This is a genomic window from Ethanoligenens sp. (genome assembly GCF_047718355.1).
GTDB lineage: Bacteria > Bacillota > Clostridia > Oscillospirales > Ethanoligenentaceae > Ethanoligenens.
The window spans coordinates 1-22259 of sequence record NZ_JBDNLG010000043.1; the positions used below are offsets into that span (position 1 = coordinate 1).

General features: G+C 46.6%; 18 protein-coding genes, 1 tRNA gene and 1 pseudogene. 12 read left to right on the forward strand and 8 right to left on the reverse strand.

Annotated features, from left to right (window positions below):
- Window positions 1-114 precede the first annotated feature (114 nt).
- The 9 genes from ABF463_RS07995 to ABF463_RS08035 all read left to right on the forward strand — a co-directional run bounded on the left by ABF463_RS07995 (window position 115) and on the right by ABF463_RS08035 (window position 9116).
- Window positions 115-372 carry an HPr family phosphocarrier protein gene (locus ABF463_RS07995; RefSeq protein ID WP_415533070.1) on the forward strand — a complete coding sequence of 86 codons (258 nt, stop codon included), beginning with the start codon at window positions 115-117 and terminating at the stop codon, window positions 370-372.
- Between the two features lie 62 nt (window positions 373-434).
- Window positions 435-2102, forward strand: coding sequence for a phosphoenolpyruvate--protein phosphotransferase (gene ptsP / locus ABF463_RS08000; protein ID WP_415533071.1), 1668 nt, complete (start codon window positions 435-437; stop codon window positions 2100-2102).
- 5 nt (window positions 2103-2107) lie between these two features.
- On the forward strand, window positions 2108-2926 hold the full coding sequence (locus tag ABF463_RS08005; protein WP_415533072.1) for a PRD domain-containing protein: 819 nt from the start codon (window positions 2108-2110) through the stop codon (window positions 2924-2926).
- A 66-nt stretch (window positions 2927-2992) separates the two neighbouring features.
- Window positions 2993-3475, forward strand: coding sequence for a PTS sugar transporter subunit IIA (locus ABF463_RS08010; protein ID WP_415533073.1), 483 nt, complete (start codon window positions 2993-2995; stop codon window positions 3473-3475).
- Window positions 3476-3737: 262 nt separating this feature from the next.
- On the forward strand, window positions 3738-5399 hold the full coding sequence (locus tag ABF463_RS08015) for a PTS transporter subunit EIIC (RefSeq protein WP_415533074.1): 1662 nt from the start codon (window positions 3738-3740) through the stop codon (window positions 5397-5399).
- A 294-nt stretch (window positions 5400-5693) separates the two neighbouring features.
- On the forward strand, window positions 5694-6368 hold the full coding sequence (locus ABF463_RS08020; protein ID WP_415533075.1) for a carbonate dehydratase: 675 nt from the start codon (window positions 5694-5696) through the stop codon (window positions 6366-6368).
- A gap of 408 nt (window positions 6369-6776) precedes the next feature.
- Window positions 6777-8255, forward strand: a complete 1479-nt coding sequence (locus ABF463_RS08025; protein WP_415533076.1) for a DUF2142 domain-containing protein — start codon at window positions 6777-6779, stop codon at window positions 8253-8255.
- A gap of 162 nt (window positions 8256-8417) precedes the next feature.
- Window positions 8418-8509, forward strand: a tRNA-Ser gene (locus ABF463_RS08030).
- Window positions 8510-8627: 118 nt separating this feature from the next.
- A complete protein-coding gene (locus tag ABF463_RS08035; protein ID WP_415533077.1) occupies window positions 8628-9116 on the forward strand; it encodes a hypothetical protein in 489 nt (162 codons plus the stop codon).
- A gap of 204 nt (window positions 9117-9320) precedes the next feature.
- Here the strand turns inward: ABF463_RS08035 and ABF463_RS08040 are convergent.
- Window positions 9321-9617 (reverse strand): annotated as a pseudogene (locus ABF463_RS08040) (relaxase); the annotation flags it as partial.
- Between the two features lie 709 nt (window positions 9618-10326).
- Between ABF463_RS08040 and ABF463_RS08045 the strand changes: the two are divergent.
- The 3 genes from ABF463_RS08045 (at window position 10327) to ABF463_RS08055 (ending at window position 14633) form a co-directional block, all read left to right on the forward strand.
- The gene (locus ABF463_RS08045) at window positions 10327-11394 is read left to right on the forward strand and encodes a response regulator (protein ID WP_415533078.1); all 1068 of its coding nucleotides are present in this window, start codon (window positions 10327-10329) and stop codon (window positions 11392-11394) included.
- A 176-nt stretch (window positions 11395-11570) separates the two neighbouring features.
- Window positions 11571-12695 carry a transporter substrate-binding domain-containing protein gene (locus tag ABF463_RS08050; RefSeq protein ID WP_415533079.1) on the forward strand — a complete coding sequence of 375 codons (1125 nt, stop codon included), beginning with the start codon at window positions 11571-11573 and terminating at the stop codon, window positions 12693-12695.
- Window positions 12696-13169: 474 nt separating this feature from the next.
- On the forward strand, window positions 13170-14633 hold the full coding sequence (locus ABF463_RS08055) for a sensor histidine kinase (protein WP_415533080.1): 1464 nt from the start codon (window positions 13170-13172) through the stop codon (window positions 14631-14633).
- A gap of 133 nt (window positions 14634-14766) precedes the next feature.
- On the opposite strand, the gene ABF463_RS08060 is transcribed toward ABF463_RS08055, so the two are convergent.
- The 7 genes from ABF463_RS08060 to ABF463_RS08090 all read right to left on the reverse strand — a co-directional run bounded on the left by ABF463_RS08060 (window position 14767) and on the right by ABF463_RS08090 (window position 21684).
- Window positions 14767-15681: a nitrilase-related carbon-nitrogen hydrolase gene (locus ABF463_RS08060; protein WP_415533081.1), complete on the reverse strand. Its 915-nt coding sequence runs from the start codon at window positions 15679-15681 to the stop codon at window positions 14767-14769.
- 140 nt (window positions 15682-15821) lie between these two features.
- The gene (gene urtE, locus ABF463_RS08065; RefSeq protein WP_415533082.1) at window positions 15822-16517 is read right to left on the reverse strand and encodes an urea ABC transporter ATP-binding subunit UrtE; all 696 of its coding nucleotides are present in this window, start codon (window positions 16515-16517) and stop codon (window positions 15822-15824) included.
- On the reverse strand, window positions 16517-17281 hold the full coding sequence (gene urtD / locus ABF463_RS08070) for an urea ABC transporter ATP-binding protein UrtD (RefSeq protein ID WP_415533083.1): 765 nt from the start codon (window positions 17279-17281) through the stop codon (window positions 16517-16519). Before urtD ends, urtE begins: the two co-directional genes overlap by 1 nt.
- Window positions 17282-17284: 3 nt before the next feature.
- Window positions 17285-18382, reverse strand: coding sequence for an urea ABC transporter permease subunit UrtC (gene urtC, locus ABF463_RS08075; protein ID WP_415533084.1), 1098 nt, complete (start codon window positions 18380-18382; stop codon window positions 17285-17287).
- Window positions 18383-18387: 5 nt separating this feature from the next.
- A complete protein-coding gene (gene urtB / locus ABF463_RS08080; RefSeq protein WP_415533085.1) occupies window positions 18388-19245 on the reverse strand; it encodes an urea ABC transporter permease subunit UrtB in 858 nt (285 codons plus the stop codon).
- A gap of 79 nt (window positions 19246-19324) precedes the next feature.
- Window positions 19325-20584 (reverse strand): transporter substrate-binding domain-containing protein, encoded by a 1260-nt coding sequence (locus ABF463_RS08085; protein WP_415533086.1) that lies wholly within the window; start codon window positions 20582-20584, stop codon window positions 19325-19327.
- Between the two features lie 74 nt (window positions 20585-20658).
- A complete protein-coding gene (locus ABF463_RS08090) occupies window positions 20659-21684 on the reverse strand; it encodes an aliphatic amidase (protein ID WP_415533088.1) in 1026 nt (341 codons plus the stop codon).
- Window positions 21685-22259 lie beyond the last annotated feature (575 nt).

Genomic DNA, 22259 nt, shown 5'->3' on the forward strand with positions numbered 1-22259 from the left:
ATATAGACATTATCAATAAACATGCGTGTTACTGATTCGATCAGGCATCAGCATTTTGGCTTTACCGGGCTAAATGTTGGTGCCAATTTTATTTGCAAAACGGAGGGTTATACTATGAAAGAAATCCAGTATGTTATTAAAGACAGCGCGGGCATCCATGCACGTCCGGCCGGTCTGCTTGTGAAAAAGGCGGCAGAATTCTCTTCTAAGATTACTTTGAAAAAAGACGGTAAGTCGGCAGACGCACGCCGCTTGTTTTCCATTATGGGGCTTGCTGCGAAGCAAGGGGATACGCTGACCCTTGAAATCGACGGCGCCGATGAAGCGGCAGCAGCAGAAGCGTTTCAGGCGTTTTTGGAAGCCAATCTGTAAAAGTCGTCTGTACATAACAGCGGCTCGAATGGGCTGCATCAAGATGTCGGTAGGGGGATACAATGGATATACTGAAAGGCAAAGCAATCTCCGGTGGAATTGCGTTTGGAAAGCTGTACTATTACAAGCGCACGCAGCTTACCCTCAAACGTCACCATATTGAGGATACGGATGGAGAAATTGCGCGCTACCACGAAGCCAAAGCGCGCGCAGTCAACAGCTTGAAAGCACTTTACGAAAAGGCATTGCACGAGGCCGGTGAACATGAGGCCGCGATTTTCGAAGCACATCAGATGATGCTTGAAGACCTTGATTATGAAGATTCCGTTGTCGATATCATTAAAAAGGAACGGGTAAACGCCGAATTTGCGGTAGGGCAGACGGCCGACCGTTTCGCTGAAATGTTTGCCGCTATGGAAAACGAGTATCTGCGCGGGCGCGCCACTGATGTGCGTGATGTTTCTGAAAAATTGATTTCTACGCTGCTTTCTCATGCGGATAGTAATTTGATCGACTCCGATGAACCGGTCATTGTCGTGGCGGATGATCTCATGCCGAGTGAGACCGTGCAGATGGACAAAGAGAAGCTGCTGGGATTTGCACTCCTGCAAGGGTCCACCAATTCCCATACCGCTATTTTGGCCCGTACGATGAGCATCCCGGCGGTCATTCATCTTGATGGGCAGATCGACGAGAGCTGCAACGGCAAAGAGGCCATCGTGGATGGTTTCTCCGGTGCGGTCTATCTTGAGCCTGATGCCGCCACTGTGGAGCAGATGAAAAAGCTGCGTGACCAGCATGCCAGACATTTGGAGATGCTTAATCAGCTGAAAGGCAAAGAGAACATCACCAAAGACGGGCAGTCAGTCCGGGTCTATGCCAATATTGGCCATGTGCCCGATTTGGAATATGTGTTGGAAAACGACGCGAGCGGCATCGGCTTGTTTCGCAGTGAGTTCTTGTATCTGGACAGCACGGATTACCCCACTGAGGAAGAACAGTTCTCAGCTTATAAAGCGGTACTGGAGGCCATGGAAGGCAAGCTGGTCATTATCCGCACGCTGGACATCGGCGCCGATAAGCAGGTGGACTATTTCGAACTGCCCAAAGAGGAAAACCCGGCGATGGGCTTCCGTGCAATCCGCATTTGTCTCCAGCGCCCGGAGGTGTTCAAAACACAGCTTCGCGCATTGTTCCGTGCTTCGGCATTCGGTAAACTGGGCATTATGTTCCCCATGATTATCTCGGTCGAAGAAGTTCAGCAGATTAAGAAGGTCGTCGAAGAGGTCAAAGCTGGCCTGAAGGCCGAGCAAGTCGCATTTGCAGAAGATGTGGAACTCGGTATCATGATCGAGACGCCGGCTGCGGCCATTATCAGTGATGACCTGGCCAAAGAGGTTGACTTCTTTAGCATCGGTACCAACGATCTCACTCAGTATACGTTGGCTGTAGACCGGCAGAATCAGGAGTTGGAGAATTTTTATGACCCGCACCATAAAGCAATCCTGCGCCTCATCAAGCGCGTGGTGGAAAATGGGCATAAATATGGTACATGGGTCGGTATCTGCGGCGAGTTGGGTGCAGATCCTACACTGACGGAAACGTTCCTCTCCATGGGCGTGGATGAACTCTCGGTGTCTCCATCGAAAGTACTGGAAGTGCGCGCGAAAGTACGGGAAGCTGATGTCGGAAAAGTCAAGGACGACATTTTGAAATTGATTGAGGGCTGAAAGCCATGGAATATCGCGTGGTCACCGCTATGAATAATAACGTTGTGTTGGCTTGCGATGAAAAAACCAAAGAACAGATTATTTTGATGTCCAAAGGCATTGGTTTTGGCCGAAAAGCTGGCGATATTGTCTCTGATGACGGGACCAACCGGCAGATTTTTAAGCTTTGGGCAGGCGACAAGGACATCAAACCCATTCAAGCTGATCGTGCCGCGGTGGAAGAACTGGTCAATGATTTGGTGTCGCTGGCTAAAGAGCAGCTTGGTGTGGAAAACCCCAAGTTATATGATGCGCTGCTTGACCATATCCAGTTTGCCATCGACCGTTTGCGGTTTGGATTGCCAATCGAAAATCCTTTTATCCATGAAATAGCTGTCCTGTACACACGTGAGTATGAAGTAGCCAGTGCTGTAGTGCAGATGATTCAGTCCCGCTTGCATGTGAATGTGGGCGAGGCGGAGATCGGGTTTATTGCGTTGCACTTGCACTCTGCCGGCAAGAATGGCCCGTTTGATCAATCCATGCGGTCTGTCCAATTGTATAAAGAAGTGATGCAGTTGCTTGAGCACAGCGGGGTTGGCACACCAAGCAGCCGAAGCGTGTTTTTGCAGACATTGTTCGATATGTTGGACATGATACGGCGGGGGACGCACTTGAAATTTCCGTTTCCGAAAGCGTATACGCAGACTCTTTCCGAAAGCGCAGGACTGGCACAGCAGATATGCGCGTGCGTTGAAAAGTCCTGCCGGCTGTCATTTGACGATGAGGCTGTCTGTTTTATGATTTTGGATCTGGAGAAGCTGCGTCAGGCAACTCTCTCATGATTTTTACGAAAAACATTTTGATTTCATATCTATAACTGTTCTCTTTGAAAGAAAGGATTTTGCACCATGTTTCATTTTGGCCGCAAGAAAAACGAAAGTACCCAATTTGTTGCAACACAAACTGGCAAAGCCGTGCCGCTGAGCGAAGTACCGGACGAAGCGTTTGCCCAAAAAATGTTGGGCGATGGCGTTGCTATCCTGCCGAGCGAGGATGTTGTGGTGTCACCGGTCGACGGCGAGATCGTAGAAGTGCTGGATTCCCTCCATGCCTATGGCATTCACACCAAGGACGGCTTGGATATCCTCGTGCATATCGGTATCAACACTGTTGAGCTGAAAGGTGAGGGCTTCCGCGCATTCGTTAAAGTGGGTGACAAGGTTAAAGCGGGTGACAAGCTGGCGGAAGTCAATCTCAAATTGTTGGAGGAGAAAGGCTTCCCGTCTTATACGCCCATCATTCTTACCAATATGGATGCAGTCAAGTCTTTTGAAACATCGATTGGTGACACCAAAGCAGGTGAGACGGTCGTTATTACATATCAAATCTGACGTGCGTCCGGTGTGGGGAAGATTCGTGTGCCGGGACGAGCGAGCAGGGCGATGTGTTTTTATAAATGAATAAGATCCATGGTACGGTGGAAAAGTCAGGGTTTTCTCATTGAGCAAATTCGGTTGCGCAGATCAGAGTAAAGCTGCGCAATCTGTCGACCTTTTTTACCCTGAAAATGGATTTTATTCAAGAATATGTATTTCCTTTTAATGGCGTTTCAATGCGTGTACGTAAAAAAGAGAGAATCTAGGGGAGAAAGCAATGAAACAAGGCGGAGCTTTTGGTGTCTTGCAGCGTGTAGGACGATCCTTTATGCTGCCAATCGCGTTATTGCCAGTTGCCGGTCTGCTGCTGGGTATCGGTTCTTCATTCAGCAACACGACCACACTGACGGCCTACCACTTAATGGGGGCGCTTGGCCCGGGGACGATCGGAAACGTTATCTTCACGTTAATGGCCAATACAGGCAGTATCATTTTCAGTAACTTGGCTTTGCTTTTTGCCATGGGTGTGGCATTGGGCATGGCGGAAAAAGAAAAGGGTACGGCGGCGCTGGCCGGTGGCATCGCCTTTTTGGTGATGCACCAGACGATCAGCACGATGCTGCAATTGTTTGGCAAAATTGACAGCACCGGAAAAGTTCTGGATAAAGCAGTGCATTCGGGTGCTATCGCACCAGTGCTTGGCATCACCACCCTTCAGATGGGTGTGTTTGGCGGTATTATCGTTGGACTTGGTGTTGCGGCACTGCACAACCGCTTCTATAAAATCAAACTGCCGGATGTCCTCTCATTCTTTGGCGGCGTGCGGTTTGTCCCCATCATCTCTACCGTTGTGTATATCGGTGTAGGCGTGGTCATGTTCTTCCTCTGGCCGATTATCCAGAATGGTATCTATGCGTTGGGCGGCGCAGTTCTGGGTTCCGGATATTTCGGCACATTCATCTACGGCATCATCGAACGCGCGCTGATTCCGTTTGGTCTGCACCACATCTTCTATCTGCCGTTCTGGCAGACAGGCGTGGGCGGCTCCATGGTCATCAACGGCAAACTCGTTCAGGGCGCGCAGAACATCTTCTTCGCCGAATTGGCCGACCCCCATTGGACGCAGCATTTCAGCGTGAGTGCCACTCGTTTCATGTCCGGCAAATTCCCTCTGATGATGTTTGGTTTGCCGGGTGCGGCATTGGCGATGTTCACAACAGCTAAAGACAGCAAGAAGAAAGTTGTCGGCGGCCTGTTGCTTTCCGCAGCGTTGACCTCGTTCTTGACGGGTATCACAGAGCCGATTGAATTTACGTTTTTGTTTGTTGCGCCAGTCCTTTATGGTATCCACTGCGTTCTCGCAGGCGCTTCATACATGCTCATGCACATATTCCAAGTCGGCGTTGGCATGACATTCTCCGGCGGCGTGATTGACCTTGCCCTGTTTGGCGTCCTGCAAGGGCCGGACAAAACAAGTTGGCCATGGGTAATCGTTGTTGGTGTTGCCTATTTTGCGGTGTATTTCTTCCTGTTCCGTTTCCTCATCCTAAAGTGGAACTTGAAGACGCCGGGCCGTGAGGACGACGACGAGGAAACGAAGCTTTACACGCGTAAAGACGTGGATGCGAAAAATGCTTCCGCTTCTCCTGATACAGGAAAAAAGGCAGCTGCCAAAGACGATGACGCGATTTCTGCGTTGATCGTAGAGGGTCTGGGCGGAGCCGAGAATATTAGCAATCTGGATAGCTGCGCCACACGTCTGCGTGTGACGGTCGCGGATGCATCCAAGGTGGAGGATTCCATTTTGAAACAATCCGGAGCCGCAGGTGTCATCAAGCGGGGCACAGGAATCCAAGTCATTTATGGTCCGAAAGTAACGGTTATCAAGAGCAATATAGAGGATTTTCTGGAGCAAGCAGGGAAATCGTTGAATAGCTGATTGTTTTTTGATTTTTGCAAAAAGGCCCGGTGAACATTACAGATGTTTACCGGGCCTTTTTGAAACTTGATTTTGCACATCCTGCAAATTGGTGGTATAATGCTACAAAGGAATGCGCAAGAAAATGGGATACACAGCCTGTTATTATGAGGATAGGCAGCCAAACAGCATAGGGTGACGCAGGCCTCAGAATCTTCTCGATTCAACAGAAGAGCGCCGTCAATCGTTTTACAAAGGATACGTGAGTGCCAACGCCGTGCCTCCTGTTCACCAATAAGGAAGGAATATCAATATATGCAGAATATGAATTTTATTGGACCCAATCCTGCTACCCCGCATTGCCCGCAAAGCATGTTACCTCACATACACCCTAGTGCCTATGTAGGGCCTTTTGCCAGCGTGATTGGGGATGTGACTGTTTGTGCAAATGTTTTTATTGCTCCCCATGTCAGTGTGCGGGCGGATGAGGGCACGCCGTTTTACATTGGTGCGCATACCAATCTACAGGACGGCGTGATCCTGCATGGGTTGGCCGGCAAGCAAATTTCACACGATGGGCACAACTATTCCATTTATATTGGACAACATGTCAGCTGTGGACATGGTTGTGTCATTCATGGACCATGCATGTTGGGTGATCGCGTTTTTGTGGGATTTGGTGCACTGGTGCTGAATGCTGTCGTTGAAGAAGGATGTACGATTTCGCACCACGCGATGGTTAGTGGGGGGATACACATAGCCGCTGGACGATATGTGCCAGCGGGCGCATTGGTGGATACACAGCAGAAAGCGGATGCATTGCCTAATGTTTCTGAAGGGGATACAGCATTTGCCGCCAATGTGCAGCGTGTGAACAATACCTTTCCTGCTGCCTTTGCGGAGCAATTTGGCGAGACTACTTATTCCAGCGGACATGTCGACGGAGAAGCCCCCCCCCAACGGACGAATCTGGTAAATGATAAGCCGTGATGCGTGGTACTCATGCGAATACATGTTACCGCCTCCACTGGCGCTTTTTCTCACGCATTTACATTGTGTTCACAGAGCGCTCATATTGTATCGGATTGTTTTTCATATGATAAAAGGGACAATATGATGGATATACCGGTATACGGAATGCGTTTATAAAGGGATATAAGCGTTGATTTCAAACGTTGCCTGTTTTCGGTGGAGGAGTGCTTAAAAACGAAAAAAAGACTGCAAAGGACACTTGTTTGGGCGGCAATCCTCTCTTTTACAGGGATTTTTGTATGTAATATACATTGGGTAGAATATCGTTTTTTAAATGGCCCAGTTTACGCTTTTACAGTTACGCCCTTCATGGTGGCGGTGTGCGCTGCTGTTCTGGCGATTGCCGCATTTCAAGAGGAAATTGAAATGCGGTTTTATCGGCTGGATGGCAGGCTGTTCGGGCAGGCAGAACACTATGTGCCGCCGGAGGCGTCCATCCATTACGACTGGCTGTTTATCTGGATGGCGTTTGCCATTGGGCTGCTTTTTGTGTTTTTAGTCCCGCCGATGGCCGCACCAGACGAAACAAATCATTTTACGCGGGCTTACCTGCTGGCACACGGGCAGTTTTTGCCTGTGCTTGACGCATCTAAACGAGCGGTTGGTATGGGCAGCTCCGATTTGCGTGATTTTCTTTCGGTTTGGAATGCAACCACTTCTGATCCAAGCCACAAAATCACGGCGCAAATGTTTGGCAATCTGTTGAAAACAACGGTTTCAAATGGAACACCTTCGATATCAATAGACTACCCATACCCCTATCTATCTTTTTTTCTTTACATACCGCAGGCGTTGGGAATCAGGCTGGGTTCGCTGTTGTTTGCCTTGTTTCATGCGAATAATCACTATAATATCTACATACAGTTGGTTTTTGCGCGGATTGCCAATCTTTCATTTTTCATCGGATGCATGGCACTTGCAATTCGCACATCGCCATTTTTTAAACGGACCATTACGCTTCTTGCACTCATGCCGATGACGGTTTTTATTGCATCCAGTTGCAGCTACGATGTTTTTCTATACTCGTTTTGCTTCTTGTATATCACCTATGTGCTGAAATGCGCCTATGACCCGGCCGTGACCGAGATACGAGGTGGACAGATCGGGATACTTGTTTTCTTACAGTTTTGTATTATCGCAGGAAAATATGTGTATTTCCCGTTGCTGTTTCTTATTTTTCTAATTCCGCAAGAAAAATTTCATGGACAACCTAAACGGAAGATTCTATTGACCACTGTTCTGCCCAGTGTACTGTGTACGTTGATCTGGTTAGTGGCTTATAAAGTGAGTACCGTCGGTATGGTGGCAGATGTCTATTCGCGGGTGTACCGAGAACAGGCACAGTTTATTCTACTTCATCCAGTGAAATACATGGCGATTTTATTGGACAATCTTTACCTTTACCGTGGAAATTGGGTCACCGGTTTTGTCGGTTTGTTCGGATGGCTGAATGTTCCTTTGCCCATGGGATTCGTGATCTTTTATGTGGTCTTGCTGATTGCTTCCGCTATCTTGGAAACAGTGATCAACCGTTCGTTTCTCTCTCGGCGTATGCTGGGGGTGGCGGCTGCGGCTTGCTATATATTGGTGGCTACCGCGGAATACGTTATTTGGACGCCAAGTCTGGGCAATGGCAAAGTGGGCCAATCTGCCATCATCGGGGTGCAGGGACGGTATTTTATTCCATTCGCTTTTCCAATCTTGTTGCTTTTGGCAAACAAACTGACTTATCGGACCTACCTGTTCGGCAAACTCGATACGGCAATGCACAGGTGCGCGGTTTTCATTTTGGCTGGGAGTCTGCTGTTTTCTGTTATTTTCTTATTAAGGTGCTATTGGCTGTAATAAACCGTTGGCATCGTAAAGAGCACTTCTTTATGGAACCATAAAACAGGTTATTATGCGGCAAAATCCAAATATATTTGACATCACAATTGTGTTCTGATATACTATTGAGGCATCAATTCTATATTCTGCTTCTTCGCGATGATGAGGAACCCAATATTAGGAGAAGTATCGAAGTGGTCATAACGGCCCGCACTCGAAATGCGGTAAACCCTTAACAGGGTCCGTGGGTTCGAATCCCACCTTCTCCGCCATTTTCGTGGTCTTGCCCACGATGAAGGGCCTGCCGGCTTCGGCAGGCCCTTGAGCTATTGTTTCGTGCCGCAAGCTTTCTCCACATCTTCTATGACCTGTTGCGAAAGGAACAAAACGATGGGCGAATTACTGATAAACGACGTACGCAGACAATACGACATGGTTTTTCGCACACTGCGAAAGATTGTGGAAACCTTCCCGGAAGGCAAATGGCTTGAACCTCACGGAGATATCTACTACATTCCGTGCCGTATCGCGTATCATCTGGCTGTCGTTATCGATAATCATATTACCGGCGGTTTTAAGGACAAAGACTTTGCTTCCAAGCTTCCGTACGGCAAATGGATTGAGGCCACGGCTGAGAGTTTACCGTCAAAAGCCGAATTCCTTATCTATCTGGACGCTGTGCTCGACAGGGCCGAAAAGGCTCTGGCCGTGTTAAATGACAATACCCTCACCCAGCCGATTGAGCCAGCACGGGCACGAGTGGGCGCGACCCAAATCGGGCTGCATCTATATATGATGCGGGAGCTTTCCGACCACACGGGCGAATTGAATAAAATGCTGATTGAGGATGGCCAAGAGGATATCTGGATTGCCCGGTAAAGTGGTATAAACCATTCACGAATATTTACACAGAAAAACACAGATACAATACGCGCCCGGTTTAAAGGCAACCATATTGCCGGATTTTACTCATTGGATCAAGACCTCGTCCTCCACTTCCCCACTCCTTTTGCCTTTCACTTATATTAAACAGTCCAACATAATCTTTAACGTGCAACCTTATACCATCTGTATAGAGAACATTATAGTAGGGATTTTCTTGCCCGTCAGCGCATCAAACGCTGCCTTTGCCGCCTTGTGCAAGAGGATGTCACCCGTGTGGGCCTCGTAGAATTTTTTGCTGTACCCTGCCTTGCGATGGACCGTGTATATCTCGCGGGTTTTCGAGTAATTAATGATGTGTGCTTTCAAGTTCCTAATCTATTCCATGTGGGTTTCGGCAGCCTTGATCTGTGCCGACAGCTCATTAAAACGGGCGGTTGCCACCGCAGCTTTTTTTTCAAGCTGGGCATATTCCAACAGATCATTTTCGGTATAGTTCGCTTACATCTTTCCTTGAAGTATAAGGTCCTGCCATGGGGAACTGCTCCGCGTTCAGGTTTTCGCCCGCATCCCCTTTGGGTCAAAAACCCCGACGTTGACATTGTTACCAGTACGACACTGCTGCACTTTTGGCGCTCTTTTGCTGCACTTCCATTTTACCGAATACAGCATAAACTTAGGCTTGGAGGTTATCAATATAAATATAGTCCACCTATAGCCAAAAAAAATCAGTTTACTTGGTATGCCAAAAAGAGTAATCTAATAACAAAAGTAAAGAACATTTATACGGTCACAAAATACAATGGCGTGTTTTGGAAATCATATGGTCCTCACATGATTTCTCTAAACTACGCCATTTTTTTATGATCAATCATTGCTCAACGAATGGAAAATAAAAGCAACAACTCATTCATTTCCAAAATTTAAAAAGTGCAAACAGACGGATATAGGATAATTTTATTACACACCGACCAAGTGCCACAATTTAACAACACAAAGGGAATAATTGGTGTATCTCCATTGTTGTTGAATTGAATATGTTGCTGTGTTACCATAATAATATAGGCGAACATATCATGTAAATTATCTTTTATATTACATATGTTCTACCAGCCTGTAATGTTTTGGGTTGAAAACAAAATAGGCTATTTTCAGTCTTGACTGAATTGCTGTAAAAAATCGCGGCTGTGGGTTGAAGGTGGTAAATATGCACCAAGTAATGCTGGTCGATGATTATGAGATTTTTAGGAAACAACTGAAACGACATGAATATTGGCAGAACCAATCCAAATTCGTACTTGTCAGTGAAGCTGATAATGGGTTGGACGCATTGACTGCGCTTCGAAAAAAAGCGGTCGACATATTGGTAACCGATATCAAGATGCCAAAGCTCAATGGCCTTGAGCTTCTGGAACGGGTCAGAGACGAGGGATTGTGCAAATGCGTGATTTTGCTAAGTGAATACGCAGATTTTGAATATGCCCGAAAAGGAATTGTACTTGGCGCGTTTGATTATATTGTAAAACCTGTAAAGGACGATTCCTTTTTTGATGTACTGAATCGCGCAGCGGATTATATTACAAAATCATCAAAAGCAGAAGATGAGACATTTTATGAGCGGACAGCCGTTGTAAACTGCATATTAAATGGTTCCGACAATTTTGAAAAAGCGATTGCAAGCCTGTCACAAAAATGTGATGACTCCGTCCACCACGATTTTATAAAATACGGCGTATTGCTGGCCGAGTCCGAGAGGAAAATTTATGAAGCTGTATCGGCGAAAATGGAATGGCTTCCTCTGCTAATCTCCAGCATTGACCATATTTGTAATAAAATCATTCAGAGTGACAATATGTTTACCATATCCGCTATTTTTGAGGAGTTCCTGCGGGAAATGTACGCCAGTGTCAAAACATATTATCCACCCAAGATGTCGGCACTTTCCGTTAAAGTTGTCGATTATGTTTTGGAGCATCCTTTTGAAAAACTGACTTTGACTGCTACGGCTGAGAATTGCTTTGTCAGCAAGGCATATTTGAGTCACAGTTTCAAATTGGATATGGGAAAATCCTTTGTTGAATACGTTAGTTGCCTCAAAATGCAGATTATTAAGAAGTTGCTTCTGGAAACCGATATGAGTATGGCGGAGATTGCGGAAAAATTAAATTACGAAGACTCCAAGTATATGGGCCGCCTGTTTAAAAATATTTTTGGGATGACGCCCACGGATTATAAAAAATGCAGAACGCCGGCAGTGCATAAAAAACCATACTAAAGCAAAGCGATCCCTACATCTTGTGGTTTTGACTGGATTCGGTATCACAATGAGAGAGGGGTGAGCACATGCTTTCAAAAAAACATTATCTATTTCTGATTCTGTGCATCGCTTTGACCTTTTCGGCATCAGCATGTTCCAATACAGGAACAAAACCTGTGCAGCGGGCTTCTTCGATGCGGAATGGAGATACCATACGGATTGGTGTTTTACTTTCGACGACCGGCACTTCCGCTGTAACGGAACGCTCCATGCTCAATGCAGCCTGTCTGGCTTTTGATGAAATCAATCAAATGGGTGGAATTAACGGAAAACAGATCCAATACATCCAGGAAGATTACTGCTCAGATCCTTCTATTGCTCAAAAAAAGATTGAGGATTTGATTGCAAATGAGGGTGTGGTCGCTACCATCGGCTGCTATACGTCTGCAAGCCGCAAGGCGACTTTTCCGGTACTGGAAAAATACAATTCCCTATTGGTCTATCCCACCTATACGGAGGGCGAGGAGATCAATCCCCATGTGATCTATACCGGCGCTATGCCAAACCAACAAACCACAGAGTATTTACCTTGGTTGATGAAAAAATGCGGTAAAAAGGTTTACCTCATCGGAAATGACTATGTTTTTTCAGTAACCTGTAATAAGCAGGCAAAACGGATCATTGAAATGAACGACGGTACGGTTTGCGGAGAAAAATACGTTCCCATTGGTTATTCCGATTTTGCAGACATTCTGCATCAAATCATGAAAGCAAAACCGGATTTCATTTACTCTGATTTGGTCGGAGACTCCGTTATTTCCTTTTACAAAGAATATCAGCGGCAAGGACTCAATCCGGCAAAATGCCCGATTTCCTCCATTTCGATGGACGAAATGAGCCTTCAGGGAATGGGGGCGGCATGTGCAGAAGGACATTACGCGTCCATGAATTACTTTTCCACCTTGGACACACCTGCAAGTCGTGCGTTTGTTCAAAAATACAACCAATATTTTCATGATGGTTCCGTCATAACAAGTTCAGCGGAAGCAACGTATGACAGCTGTTATCTGCTGGCAAAAGCAATTGCAAAAACGCCAAACCCTTATGATGCGGATTCCTTGGTTAAAGCTTTTTCCGGTTTGGAATTTGATGCGCCACAGGGGAAAATTAAAGTTGACGAAAAAAACCATTGTACCTGGCTACATTCGCGTTTTGCGATTGTGCATAACGGAAAATTTCAAATCGTTTATGAATCAAACGATGCCATTGCGCCTGAACCATGGCCCACGATCTTGTATCCAAACGGATTCCATAGCTAAACAAGAAGAGAAAAGGAATCATGCGGAATGAATTGTTTTAATCTTAAAAAATCTATAATCTCCGTGTCCTTTGGTCTGATATGTTTCCTGTTGTCATACGTTCCAATCACCATTGATTCCTCTTATGACCTCTATTTCCTGCCGGGGCTAATCTGTCCGATTATGATCGCCCTGTACTACGGAATGCGGTATGCCCTACTCTGCTGTACTCTGGGACTGGCCATGTTCACTCCATTTGTCGTCGTGCCTACAAACGGATGGGGGAATCTAGTTACCGCCTTTTTTATTTTATTTTGTGTGGCTGGCCAAGGACTTTGCCGCGATATAGTGGTCAAGAAAAAAGCCCCTTTTTTTATAGTATACATCTTTCAGGTATTGTTTATTATTGTGTTTTTTATTTGCAACAAAGCACTGATTCAATGGGTGGTCCATTATAACCCCCCATTTTGGTATCAAAGCTATGCGTTTTCATTTTTGCCGGAAAATTTAATCAATGCCAGCGCAACTGTTCTTGCCGAAACATTGACGATCGGCGTTCTGTTCACAAACAGCATTTTGTCGCTCCCCCTATTGAAAAAGCTTTTTCGAATAAATATTACCGGTTTTGAAAAAGACAATTATCTTGTCATCTTGATTACAGGCATCCTTGCGGTTGTGGTCTCTACATTTTCCTCAAACGGCATGGTAAATGGATTGATGTCGATTTCTTTTACGGTCAATGTGTATCAAAGCAGCATAGGCAACATGCAGGTTGCCCTCTTAAAAATTGCCGTGGTTTTGTTATTCGGTGATTTTCTGATGCATTATCTGGAATACCACAATGAGCGGGAACAAAAAAACCGGGAAATGGTTGAAACACAAAAAGCGGTTTTCGAATCGAGTGACGACATGATCTGGTGCATAAACGGCACGAGCGGGGCGGTCATCACCTATAACGCAGTGGCAAAAGCGTTTTTTGATGCAAAATCAGGCGGTTTTAAAGAACAGAATTTTTATGAGCTATTTAACGACGAAGATGCCGTCCTATGGAATGACTTTGTTGATGAGACCGTCAAATCAGGGCACTATATGGTAGAATATTATGATGCTCTTTCCGAACAGTATTATCGCGTTCAACTCCACCGCATTGATTTGGGAGGCAAAAAGTATGACATCGCTATTTTTGCAAAGGACATTACGGACGAGATCCTGCTTGAGGATCAAACAAAACGAATGAACGATGAACTTGAATTAAAAGTGTTGGAACGGACAAAAGAACTGCGCAGTGCTTATAATGAAATGGAGAACATGTGCTGTGTGATTGCCCACGAATTCAAATCGCCGATTCGGGCTATCAGCCTGTATAACGATATTGTTGTTGAGGACAGCAGCACTCATTTTACGAAAGAAGCCCATGACGCTTCCGGAAAAATATCCATGTATTGTAAAAAGACTTTAGATATGATTTATGAAATCCTGAAGTATTCGAAAATGAAGTCTAGCCGGTTAACCCTTGTGTGTGTAAATATGAACAAACTGATTGAGGACGCTATCGGAGAATTGCGGTTGATTTATCATACGCGGGACATACGGGTCAATGTAGGCAAGCTTCCCAATGTGATGGCGGACGAGATACTTTTGCGCTGTTGTGTCTATAATATCCTTTCAAACTCGGTCAAGTACTCGTCAAAAAACAGATTCACTGAAATTCATATTGACTATGAGGACACAAAAGACACGACGCTCTTCTATTTCAAGGACAACGGGGTTGGATTTGATATGGCATATGCACACAATCTGTTTCAGATGTTCAACCGGATGCATTTGGACACAGAGTTTGAGGGTACCGGCGTCGGTCTGGTCACCGTTAAGAACATCATTGAAAAGCATGGCGGAAAAATTAAAATCAACGCCAAAGTCAACGAGGGGTGCACCATCTGCTTTTCGATTCCGAAATAGCGCTGCATTGGCCGCTGTATAGGGAGTTCAACAATCTCCCCCTGCATAAAGGCATCGCCCACAGATCTTCCCCTGCAAACAGCGCCGGCACACCTAAGCGGTGTACCGGCGCTGTTTGCAGTTTGTCTTCCTTTTATTTTCCGTAATGCGGGTCCGACAGTACGTCCTTATACATTTCGACATACTTATCCGGACGCCAGTCAGTCCCATTTACTGCGGGATTGTATTTGAAGGCATATCTTGTTGCCAGCGACAGATCGATTGTAGCCGTAAACAGTTCGCATTCCGGCGCATCCTCATCTGTAAATTTGCGGCCGGCATAATAATAATACGACCACGTATGTTTCTGCCCCGGTCCGATAATGGAGCTTCCTCCCCAAAAATAATTATCGACATCCAGCCCGCCTAGATTGGCAGAGGCAATGTAAACTCCGTTTTGGACGACAGCCGCCTCCAGCGTCGGGGAACCGAAATAAGGGCCGTGACAATGAGCGAGAGCCGTGCTATTAATGCACAAACGGCAGCCCTTGGAAACATAGTAGCGCATGAGTTCGGGGAACGCGTAATTGTCATAGCAGACGGCGAGACCGATGGGACCCCACTCACTCTCCAAAATAAACGGAGAACTGCCGCGGGTTGCCCAATTCGGTTCCGGAGCCGGTAGATGCATCTTGTGATAGGAACCGGCAATTCCATCCGGGGAGAATATCGCAAGTCCGTTGTAAATGGTGTTCTGGTCTTTGCTGTCCTTTATGGGCATCCCCATCACAGCATAAACACCAAGTTTTTTGGTAAGTTCGGCAACTCGCTCCGAGCTGGGTCCCGGAACAGTCTCGGAAAGTTTATACTGCATTTTTTCTTCGAGCGGCTTGTCTGCTTCGTCATCATAGCCGGTAAGGGCCATTTCCGGGAATACAATCAGTTCGCTGCCTTTTTTCGCAGCACACTCGATATACTCTAAAATGCGTTTGAGGTTCGCTTCTTTATCTCCCCAGACGGGATGAAAAGTCACAACGGATACTGTGCAAATGTCTTTCAAATGACTCATTCCTTTCATAACACCTAAAGTTTCAGCGGAACGAAACAGCCCACCTTAATGTATACTTATGATCGGGATATGATATGCTCAGCCATCATAAATTCGAGGCTTTTTGCCGTCATCTCAATATAAAAACATCGCGGGACCTGCTACACCGCCAAATATTTTCTAATCGTACCATCCTGTAAATCCGCCATTGCGCCTTCCGATACGATTTTCCCTTTTTGCATAATGGCGTACTGGTCGGCAATTTTTCTGGCAAATTTCAGATTCTGTTCGACAATCACGAGCGTAACGTGCATTTCGTTACCGATACGGTCCAATATTCGGGATATTTCGGCCACAATATTGGGCTGAATTCCTTCAGTCGGCTCATCCAGCAAAAGAATCTTGGGGCTCGACATCAGTGCGCGCGCGATGGCAAGCTGCTGCTGCTGGCCGCCCGACAACACTCCACCTTTTCTCTGCAAGTGGTCCGTCAGCGCAGGAAAAAAGTCAATGACCTTACGCTTCTGTGCCGCCAAATCTTTTGTATGGGCATACCCACCAAGATCAAGGTTTTCCTCAACAGTCAGATCCGGGATGATTTCCCTGCCCTGGGGGACGTAAGCCAGTCCATGCTGTGAACGCAAATGCGGCGTATCTTTTGATATATCCTTGTCGGCGAGCAGAATACTTCCTTTTTCCAGTGGAAGTACACCCATCAGTGCCTTCAACAGTGTTGTTTTCCCAACGCCGTTGCGCCCCAATATGGCCAGCTTTTTCCCTTCATGAACGTTTATGCTGATGCCGTTAATGACCCTGCTCTTCCCATAGTTTACATATATGTCATGGACATTCAGCATTAAAATCCCTCCCCGTTCTCATCCTGCAAATAGACTTTTACGACTTCGGGGTTTTCCTTGACCGTCTTGAAGGGGCCTTCGGCCAACACTTGTCCATGGTGCAGAACCGTTACGGTATCCGCAATCTGCTCTACAAAATCCATATCATGTTCGATGACGACCAATGTGTGCTCTCCGGCCAGTTTTTTTACCAACTCGCCGGTTTTATACGTTTCAACATCAGTCATACCGGCTGCCGGCTCATCCAACATGATTAGTTTTGGAGATTGGATAATGACCATACCGATTTCGAGCCACTGTCTCTGCCCATGGGACAATTCCGTGGCCATCATCTCCCTCTGGTCGTAGAGCTGAATCATATCCAACACCCTTTTTATTTCCGCTTTTACCGTTTGGGTTCTGCGATAAACAAAGGCTTTGATAATGCTCGTATAGCCTTTTAGGGCGATTTCGATATTTTCGTACACGGTCATATTGTCAAAAACATTGGGGCCTTGAAATTTTCGGCCGATTTTATATTTGTAAGAAATTTCTCCCGGTTCTTTACCGACAATATTCTCGTCCTCAAATAAGATCTGCCCGGATGTCGGGCGGGTCTTTCCTGTAATCAGATCCATCAATGTGCTTTTTCCCGCGCCGTTTGGCCCGATAATCACATGGACCTTTCCGCGCTCAACTTGAAGGTCGACATCGCTAACAGCATGAAACCCGGAAAACGCCACGCTCAAGTTTTTGATATCCAAAAGGATGTTGTTTTCCATCATCACCTACGCCTCCTTTTCCAGCAACGCATCCTGACCGTCTGCCGAATCGGCGTCAAGCCGTTGATTCGCGTTCTTGCGGCGGCGCTGCAAATTCAGAATCTGCCCGATGATCCCATTTGGAATAAAGAAGATGATGATCAGCAGTACGGCGCCGAGTATCAGCTGCCAAAACGTCGCAAAGTTATCCGAGAGCAAGCTCTGCGCCCAATTGATCAACAGGGTTCCCACAACAGCTCCTGTGAGATTGCCTCGCCCGCCAACGGCTATCCAGACAACAGCGGCTGTGGAAGCGGCAATCCCGATGTCTACGGTGGTGATGGAACTGGTTGCCGGTGCATAGAGCACCCCGGCCAGACCCGCCAAGGCGCCGGAAATTGTCAGGATTAAAATCTTATAGTTCGATGCCTTGTATCCCAAAAAACCCAGACGGCTTTCATTCTCCCGTATGGAGGTGGCGACCTTTCCAACACGTCTTTTGGTCAGCCACAGACAGAATACAAACGCCAAAGCACCGATGATCACAATCAGATAATAGTATGGGATTTTGCCAATCTGTGCGTGACCGTTGATTGCGAACCGTTTGATACCCTGAAGCCCGTTAAATCCATTGGTATACTTTTGCATATTGATGATCAGGCTAGTAAACATCTGTGCCAGAGCCAACGTGATAATGGTAAAGAAAACACCCTTGATTTTGCTTGAAAACATGAAGAATCCCAATAGCATGGCAACAATCGCCGAAAGCACAATGCCCATAGCAGCCGCCTCAATCGGGTTTTTAAGCGGCAAATAAAACCATGGCAGCGAGGTGATTTTTTCCCTCGTCATAAACGCCGGAAGCCCGTTCTGTATCTGGTAGCAAAGGCCGATCATGTAACCGCCCATGCCGAAAAAAACCGCATGGCCAAGGCTCAACAGGCCGGCATACCCCCACAGAAGATCCAACGACAATGCGAAGATGGCATAGCAAACGAATCTTCCCATCAATTCGACTCTGAATCCCGGTGCAACCAGAGGGAACACAAGAAGGAAAACAAGCAATGCAACATCAATGTATCTGTTGACTTCAACATTGCCCAATTTTTTAGGTATATTTGTCATTCGAGTCACCTTCCTTCTTTGTGGAACAAGCCATCCGGCTTGAATCGAATCAATGCAATAATGGCGAGAAACACCAGAATCATCGCCCACGTCTGGTTGATCACACCGGAAAGGATCGTCCGGCTCTCGCCGATGATACCTGCCGCAACCGCCGTGCCTATCATGGACTGAACCCCACCTGTTACCGCTGTGAGGAAAGAATCCGTAAGATAAAGGGAACCCATATTGTAGGAAACACCCGTCGTGGGAGCCAGAATGCATCCGGCAATTCCCGCCAGTCCGGCACCATACGCAAAAGTGAGGGTGTCGATTTGGGTGGTATTGATACCCAGGCATTCTGTCATCTGCCGGTTTTGAGTAATTGCTCCGATCTTTTTTCCAAACCTTGTGCGCTTAAACAAAAGAATAGTAAAGACCAAAAGAGCAATTGCCATGATGACGACAAAGATATTGTACACGGGTATCGTAACGATACCAATTTTCAGGTTTCCGGGCAACGGCATCTTTACATTTTGGGACAGCGGCCATATCATTCTGGCAACTTCGGTGAGAATGACAGAAATCGCGTACGTTGCCAGGATTGTTTCTGTCGGCTTGGTGTACAGCCTTTTTATAACAAGCAACTCGATCACCACGCCGACAAGCGCCGTGGCAAGAAACGATATGAGAATCGCAAAAATAAACGGGAGATTCATGATTGCGGTCACGATATAGGCACAAAAGCCACCGATCATAATCATCTGCCCATGTGCCATATTGATGACATTCATCATACCGAAAATAATCATCAATCCCAGGGTCGCAATTAATAATACGGCAGATTGGTTCAATCCGTTGCTTAGCTGAGATATAAAACTCGCCATTTATTTCCCTCTCTTTTTATATAGATATAAATCAGCTGCCACTATAAAAACGTGGCAACTGAATTTATATCGCCGCTATTTATTGCGGATAGCACTTGGGGTCGTTCCATTTGGGCATAAAATTCATGTCCTTGTACTGCGGATAGAGGATCGACGGCCAAGGTTCGGGTCTGACTGAACTGTTGGAAGAGTAAATAATGTTGAATTTGCCACCCTGAATTTTGGCAAATCTCGAGTAGAGCCAGGTGCAGTGGTTGGATTCATCGACCTTGATTGTACCCTGCGGTGCGTCTAGCGTCAGGCCGCTGAACGACTTAATCAATGCATTGGTGTCCGCAGGATCTTTCACTTTTTTGAGCGCTTCCGCCAGCAGATAGCAGCTGGAGTATGCCGATTCTGTCAGTACTGTTACAACCGTGCCGTCTTTGAATTTGCTGTTATACTTGTCTACAAACTTTTTCGATGCATCTGTATCAAGGCTGGAGAAATACGGCATGGAAGCATAATGACCTTCTGCATAGTCTGCACCGATCGCCTGCAGGTTGCTTTCATCGATGCCGATGGAGCAGATTGGTGTTTTGCTGGAGTCAAGACCATATTGCTTGAAGTTCTTGAAGAACGCCGTGTTCGAGTCGCCGATCACATCGGAGTAAATAAAGTCTGCACCGGAGCTTTTGATTTTGTTGCAAATAGTGGAGAAATCCGTTCCTCCCAGCGGCACGTATTCCTCACCGACGACCTGACCGCCATTCTGTGCAATCAAAGCGCGGGCCTGTTTGTTGCAGGTTTTGGGGAACACATAGTCCGAACCGACCAGAAAAACTTTTTTGCCGAGATGCTGCAACAGATACGGGATAAATTCCGTTGCCTGCTGGTTCGGCATACACCCGGTATAAATCACATTGGGATGTACTTCCTCGCCTTCTGTATACGTCGGATAAACCAGAAGCGAGTTATCATCTTTGAGGGTGGAAAGTGTTGCCTGCCTGCTGGCTGATGTATAGCATCCGACCGTGGCGACAACTTTATCTTCTTCAATCAGGGTTTTGATTTTTTCTGTCGCCTTGGAGGGGTCTGACGCGTAATCCTCGTGGATGTAGTCAATCTTTTTGCCGTTGATTCCGCCTGCATTGTTGATTTCATCAAATGCCAGCTTGCAGGCATTTGTCATGGTTTTTTCGACCAATGCGGTGGACCCGGTCTCGGAAAAAAGAATGCCCACTTTTATTTTATTGCTTGAGCTGTCGCCGCCTTTTGCGCAGCCTGCAAGTGAAATGGCCATTGATGCCGACAATGCCAATGCCGTAAGGCCCGCCATTTTTCTAATGCTCTTTCTCATAGTTTCTCCTCTTTTTTATTGTTTGACGTGCAGACAAAGGAACTCACACGAGCCCCGCCTGTCTTTTTGTATGTTTATTCCTCGTGTGGAATCCCGTCGACAGGGGCCCATTTTACGCCCGGGAGCGGCCTTGTGATGGCCTCGACTTGCTTCTGCGTTCCCACCGGATCGTTGATCCAGTTGCGGTAAAATTCAAACTGGCATTCCGGTTCGCCGTATCTGTCCTCTTTGGAATTGATGGTCCCGGTGTAACCTCTGTGGAGAAGCTTGTACAAATGGTTCTGCGACTGCCAGTTTGCCCGAGCATCACGGATGGCGCTTATCGACAACTGTGCATATTGATAGCTGTTTTCCTCTGCGCCGCAGATGCCCAAGACCCTTCCATCGAACCCACAGATGGACGAATGACCAAAGTATGAGTAAACCCCGTCATATCCTGAAGCATTCGCAACCGCCGCATAGACATTGTTGCACCATGCCATCACGGGTACGACGTTCACTTCCTGCTGGTTTGCAGGATACATATAGCCCTGACACCGTACGACAAGCTCTGCGCCTCTCATGGCACAGTCGCGCCAGATCTCCGGATAATTGCCATCGTCACAGATAATCAGGCTGATATTCAGACCTTTTGGGCCTTTGGAAACATACGTACGATCGCCGGGATACCATCCTTCGATTGGTGTCCACGGAATCATTTTTCTGTATTTTTGGACGATTTCCCCATGATCGTTAATGAGAATTAAGGTATTGTACGGAACTTTGTTGGGATGTTCTTCATGCTGTTCGCCGGTCAGCGAAAACACGCCCCACACCTTATTCTCGATGCAAGCCTGCTTGAAAATAGCGACTTCCTCGCCATCGACGGTTGTAGCAAGCTGCATCATCTCGTGGAAATCGTACATGATTCCGTGTGTGCTGTATTCTGGAAAAATGATCAGGTCAAGACCCGGTACACCGATTTTTAACCCTTTGATGTAATCCCCAATCTTATGGCAGTTTTCAATGATTTCAGCCTTCGTGTGCATTCTGGGCATTTTCCAGTTTACTACCGCCACGCCAACAGTATCTGGACTCGAGGAAATGTCTCCGTGCGTCATAACAATTACCCCCATTGTTTTCAAAAAAGTTCAAAAATCAGCGGCAAATCAACCGTGGCCACGGTCATCACAAAGAAAAAAAGATGCACTTCTCCTTTACAAGAGTTATGCATCTTTGCATTTCTTTTTATGTTGCGATATTTCACTTTCTTTGCCGTGTTTTTATCATACACTGAACCAGATTCTAAATAAACGCACTATTTTTATTGATAGGGGGATTATTTTTCACTACGAATTCGGTATGCCCAACAGGATCAAAGGGTGAAAAACGGAGGAAGCCACGTGGGGGGGAATCCGGAGTGATCGCGTCAAGGGACTCGGCCATACCGAAATCGGGTGGAAATACAGCCCCGCCCCGTACCATCAACGAATATGTACTTTCAAGGCCCGCTCTGTTCCTTATCTGACAGAACCCCAAGCCCTGCGTCCGGAAAAACTGGGTGAAAAAGCAATGGTTTGAAAGACATTGTCCCAAAGTCTGTGGAAATTAAAAGTGACAGCCCCGGGTATAGTCTGGCAGCCTATACCCGGGGCTGTCACTCAATGAAATCATACCAGAAAGCAGTCAAGGGAAG

Bases quoted from the DNA above. Each gene is read 5' to 3' on its own strand.
- urtD (WP_415533083.1), bottom strand. From the start codon at position 17,281: ATGATGGAAAACAACATCCTTTTGGATATCAAAAACTTGAGCGTGGCG.
- ABF463_RS08060 (WP_415533081.1), bottom strand. From the start codon at position 15,681: ATGAGTCATTTGAAAGACATTTGCACAGTATCCGTTGTGACTTTTCAT.
- ABF463_RS08050 (WP_415533079.1), top strand. From the start codon at position 11,571: ATGCGGAATGGAGATACCATACGGATTGGTGTTTTACTTTCGACGACC.
- urtE (WP_415533082.1), bottom strand. From the start codon at position 16,517: ATGCTGAATGTCCATGACATATATGTAAACTATGGGAAGAGCAGGGTC.
- ABF463_RS08090 (WP_415533088.1), bottom strand. From the start codon at position 21,684: ATGACGCACGGAGACATTTCCTCGAGTCCAGATACTGTTGGCGTGGCG.
- ptsP (WP_415533071.1), top strand. From the start codon at position 435: ATGGATATACTGAAAGGCAAAGCAATCTCCGGTGGAATTGCGTTTGGA.
- ABF463_RS08025 (WP_415533076.1), top strand. From the start codon at position 6,777: ATGCGGTTTTATCGGCTGGATGGCAGGCTGTTCGGGCAGGCAGAACAC.
- ABF463_RS08015 (WP_415533074.1), top strand. From the start codon at position 3,738: ATGAAACAAGGCGGAGCTTTTGGTGTCTTGCAGCGTGTAGGACGATCC.
- ABF463_RS08085 (WP_415533086.1), bottom strand. From the start codon at position 20,584: ATGAGAAAGAGCATTAGAAAAATGGCGGGCCTTACGGCATTGGCATTG.
- ABF463_RS08005 (WP_415533072.1), top strand. From the start codon at position 2,108: ATGGAATATCGCGTGGTCACCGCTATGAATAATAACGTTGTGTTGGCT.
- urtB (WP_415533085.1), bottom strand. From the start codon at position 19,245: ATGGCGAGTTTTATATCTCAGCTAAGCAACGGATTGAACCAATCTGCC.
- urtC (WP_415533084.1), bottom strand. From the start codon at position 18,382: ATGACAAATATACCTAAAAAATTGGGCAATGTTGAAGTCAACAGATAC.
- ABF463_RS08020 (WP_415533075.1), top strand. From the start codon at position 5,694: ATGCAGAATATGAATTTTATTGGACCCAATCCTGCTACCCCGCATTGC.
- ABF463_RS07995 (WP_415533070.1), top strand. From the start codon at position 115: ATGAAAGAAATCCAGTATGTTATTAAAGACAGCGCGGGCATCCATGCA.
- ABF463_RS08035 (WP_415533077.1), top strand. From the start codon at position 8,628: ATGGGCGAATTACTGATAAACGACGTACGCAGACAATACGACATGGTT.
- ABF463_RS08045 (WP_415533078.1), top strand. From the start codon at position 10,327: ATGCACCAAGTAATGCTGGTCGATGATTATGAGATTTTTAGGAAACAA.
- ABF463_RS08010 (WP_415533073.1), top strand. From the start codon at position 2,993: ATGTTTCATTTTGGCCGCAAGAAAAACGAAAGTACCCAATTTGTTGCA.